The 4,292-nt window shown below is 67.0% G+C and carries 3 protein-coding genes; all 3 read right to left on the bottom strand.

The window, feature by feature from the left end; translation table 11 throughout:
• Positions 1–295: 295 nt before the first annotated feature.
• Positions 296–3,085 carry a hypothetical protein gene (locus tag GF405_11240; GenBank protein MBD3368727.1) on the bottom strand — a complete coding sequence of 930 codons (2,790 nt, stop codon included), beginning with the start codon at positions 3,083–3,085 and terminating at the stop codon, positions 296–298.
• An 11-nt stretch (positions 3,086–3,096) separates the two neighbouring features.
• Positions 3,097–4,044 (bottom strand): glycosidase, encoded by a 948-nt coding sequence (locus GF405_11235; protein ID MBD3368726.1) that lies wholly within the window; start codon positions 4,042–4,044, stop codon positions 3,097–3,099.
• 7 nt (positions 4,045–4,051) lie between these two features.
• Positions 4,052–4,292, bottom strand: a 241-nt coding sequence (locus GF405_11230; protein ID MBD3368725.1) for a peptide-N-glycosidase, incomplete at its 5' end; no start/stop codon positions are given.

Genomic DNA, 4,292 nt, shown 5'->3' with positions numbered 1-4,292 from the left:
CTATGGTGCACTGTCTCATGACAACCTCCGCGTTTCGCCCGAGCTTCCCCACTTCCTGTGCAGCCCGTCGAAGATGACATGTCCCTCGAGGACCCGAAGGCGAAACCAATCACGTCCTGAAGCCACGGTATCATCACCGAGCGGGCCTGCAGCGACGCCACATCCGTCAATACTTACATCATCAGACATGATAACACGCCGAGCGAGTGAGCGTCAACCACTGCTTGCTTGATCTTGGGGCCCTGGGGAGGTGGAAACCGCGGTGTTGGGGTTGATGACGGGGTTGAGTGATTCTTCAGGAGTGGTCTGTGCCGTCCGGAGAGCTTGGTCCCGCGAAGGCCACCTCGACCGTCGCAATCTGGTGTGGGCCGAGGTCCAGGACGATGTCACGGCCGTTCACGACGACGGGGGCGCCGCGCCTCTCCAGAAGGTCGCACGTCCACGCAGAGTCCGGCTCAAGGCCGAACTCCAACCGCTCTCTGACAGGCTCTCCGGTCAGGTTGTAAAGCCGCACGATGAGCGTGTCCCGCTTCTCGTGCCTCTTGACGGCGGTCACGGAGACGGCGTCGCTCGTGGTCCGAACGAGCCCTGTGCCGCCGGGCACGTGGAGGTCGCGCACGCCCTGCATGGTGAGCACCGGCGCGCGCCACAACCTGCTCATGCGCTTCACCCCTGCGCTCACCCAGTCTCCCGCATAGGGAAGCACCGCATAGCGGAACGCGCCTGGTCCCTGGCACTGTGCGTCGGGCGTCGGGATCGTCGGTCCGGCGTTCATGTTCCGCCGGGTCGGGAAGTCGTCGCGCGAGAGCCATCCGACCGCGCGAAGAAGCGTGAGGGCGAGCGCCACGTTTCCTTCCCTGTCGCGTCGTGGCTCGACCTCGGGAAGGCCCGCGGCCAGGACCGCGACACCGAACTCCCCGTCCTCGACGAGTGAGAACTCCTGCTGCGGAACCGTCCCCGCCGGTGGCTGGAGCCAGTCGTCGTGCCGTTCCTGGTCGACGGGGCGCTCGTTCGCGAGGAAGTGACCGTCCGAGATGATCGTGTCGGCAGCCACGCCGGTCGGGACGTGAGCGCGCAGCCTGTGATCGAGGGCCCGGTTCTCAAAGACGACCTCGACGTCGACGACCGGGCTTCCCTGCCGGAGCCCGACGCGCACATTCACCGGACAGTCAATGGTCGCGTCGGAGCGCCGTGCGCGGTCGGGCGCGATCGCCTCGGGCAGCCGGAGCGTGAAGGACGCTTCCAGACGCCCGGAGAACCCGGTTGCCTCGATGGCCCGAAGACTCCCGGAAGCGCCGGTGGACGTCACAGTGTGTGATGTCTCCGCGGGCGAGTAATCGTACTCATCGCCCACATCTTCTGTGTCCTCAAGGACGTTCAGATCCCGGAGCACGCGACCGGTCGCCGTGTGCTCTATGTCGAACGTCCCGTTTGTGTGGAGCGTCACGCGACAGTGCTCGTTCTCGATGGTGTCGCCGTCGACCTTCACGCTGGCGTCGGCCGACGGGTCGCTTTCCCCCTCGACCAGGAAGAAGCAAGCGTGGCCGACCGCAGGCAGGTCCTCGGCGAGGAACTGAATGGTGAGGAACTGGTCGCTCGTCTCGCGCTCCTCCTCGGACCGGACGATGCGGTCGGCGAAGTCCCGGAGGTAGCATTCGAGCACGGCGCGCTGCGCCCCGTAGTCGAGCAGGGTCCGGTAGTCGATGCCCCAGAACCGCTCGAGGCGCTTCGAGTCGAGCACCTTCATCGGGACCGTGTGCCCGCTCTCGTCCCGCAGCTCGAGACGCGAGACGTCCACGCCGGGCGGCTGGAGCACGACGAGCCGCGTGACGACCTCGGTGCGCACGACAGGCAGCGGGTTCGCGACGACGATGACCGTCTCGTGGTCGTCCTCGGCCCGCCGCGCGAAGGTCGGCGTCAGGTGCTCGAGCTCGTACCGGAGAACCTGCTGCGCCGTCTCCCGGACCGCGGCGAAGCGCGGGACCATGTCGCGGTGGACCGCGTCGGTGCTGCACCCGCAGATGGAGTCGTGCGGTTGGTTCTTCAAGAGCTCCTTCCATGCGTAGTCGACCGAACCCGCCGGGTACTCCCGTCCGTGCACGAAGTGCGTGTACGACGCAAGCGGCTCCAGATAGTCGGCCAGAAAGGACTGCGCAGCGTCGTTCTGCTGCTTGAGCTCCATGCGGGCGGACCACACGCCCGTCAGGATCGGGTGCTCCTTCCCCGAGAGAAGCTCTCCGGACCAGCTCTTCGTCGCCGCCCCGCTCCTGCGGAGTTCCTCGACGAACGCGTCGAACCCCGTGTGGATGAACTCGGTCCCGGGGAACGCGGCCCGAAGCGCCTCGAGGATCTCTCCGAACTTCGCCTGCGGCGGGAAGTGATCGCAGCCGTTGTTCAGCAGCCAGACGTCGCCGTTCGAGCGCTCGGCCATCTTCGAGAAGAGCTCCCGCACCTTGTCGACCGCGCGTTCGACACTCACCTCGCGCCGCGTGTGCGCCTGCCAGATCTCCTCGTGCCCGAGGCCGCCGGCGTTGCAGTAGCCGCCGTGCTGGTTCACGGCGAGGACCTCGCTTCCGTCCGGCGCTCGCCAGAGGTACTCGAGCCCGAGGTCGTCCAGTTCCTCCCCGCTTCCCCTCGTATAGACGAACGAGTCGATGCCGGACCGAGCGAGGATCTGCGGCATCTGCGCCACATGCCCGAACGTGTCCGGGAGGTACCCGACCTTCAGGATGCCGCCGAACGAACCCGCGACCCGGTGACCGACGAGGAGGTTCCGCACGAGGGCCTCTCCGCTCACGAGGAACTCGTCTGGCAGCACGTACCACGGCCCCAGCGAGAGCAGGCCGTCCCGGACGAGTCGCTCGACGCGCGGGCGGTCCTCAGGGTGGATCTCGAGGTAGTCATCGAGGATGACCGTTTGCCCGTCGAGCACGAAGTGTTCGAAGGAAGCGTTGTTCTCGAGCCGGTCGAGCACGCGGCGCACGGTCCGCACGAGCAGCGTACGGAACTCATGGAACGTCAGGTACCACTCGCGGTCCCAGTGCGTGTGCGAGACGACGAACACCTTCCGTGGAGCGGTCGACATGGAGTCCTCCGTCAGGTGCGGCAGGCGGCGAGGAGGTCGGAGATGGTCCCGGTCGCGAGAGCGACGCAGAGGTCGGCGGCGCCGTAGTAGATGTGAGCGGGGGCGTCGGGCTTCGCGAAGCCGTCCACGTCGACATCGACCACCAGCCCGGTCGGGAAAACGACGTTCGGGACCTGACCGACGTGCTCGTAGAGCTCGCGGGGCTCAAGGACATTCTCGCGTGTCCGCGCGATGACGCGGGACGGATCGTCGAGGTCGAGCAGGACCGCACCGGCCTGGTAGATGTGCGCCGAAGAGAGGTGTGTCGCCACGCCGTGATAGACGAGGAGCCACCCCTCGCGCATCTTCACGGGTGGTGGGCCGGGGCCGATGAGCTCGTCCCAGTAATGCGGTCGTCCCGTCATGACATCGCCCGCGGGACGCCACGACATCAGGTCGTTTGACTCCTCGAGACGAATCGTGTCGCCCGAGATGCCGACCGTGTTCGGGCGCGCCAATCGGAGATACCTGCCGCCGACCCGCTCCGGAAACAAAACGACGTTCCGAACGTCCGCGTCCCCGGTGACACCGAGGAACTCGAAGGTCTCGAAGTCATCGGTCCGCGCGAGTCCCGACCGGCATCCGGCGTCGACATCGAGCGCGAGTGTGATGTAGTAGGAGCCGTCGAGGCGCGTGATGCGCGGGTCGTAGACGTGGTAGACCTGCTCTTCGAGATCCTCGATGCCGCGAAGCTCAACGATCCGCGGCTCGACCGTGAATCGCTCGCCGTCGCCGCTCCGCGCGACCATGCAGTGCGTCACGCGGCCGCGCGTCTGGACACGCAGCAGCAGCACGACATCGTTCCCGCGCCGCGCCGCCCCCGGATTGAAGACCGAGGTCGCGTCCACGACCTCCGGCGGCACGTCCGGTATGTCCGCGCGCGTCAGGATGGGGTTCCTGCTGCTCCGGACGAGGGCCATGCTCTCCTCACTCGTTCCAGCCAAGAAGCGCGGCCGAGACGCGCCAGTAGCCGTAGTGGCCGGCGTCGTCCTTCGGCCGGACGTCCTCCACGGTGAACGTCAGCGTGTGCTCACCGGGCTCCAGGACACCCGAGAGATCGATGAGCCTCGGCGGCACACGGTCGCCCGGACACCAGCCGCTCCTGCTGTAGTCGGACGACCACCAGCCGTCGGACCACCGGCGCGTGGAGGGGTTCACGTCCCGGAAT

The sequence above is a fragment of the Candidatus Effluviviaceae Genus V sp. genome, assembly GCA_014728125.1.
Taxonomy (GTDB): Bacteria; Joyebacterota; Joyebacteria; order Joyebacterales; family Joyebacteraceae; genus WJMD01.
Note: the sequence above shows the minus strand (reverse complement) of the source record. Positions and strands in the feature narration are given on the sequence as shown.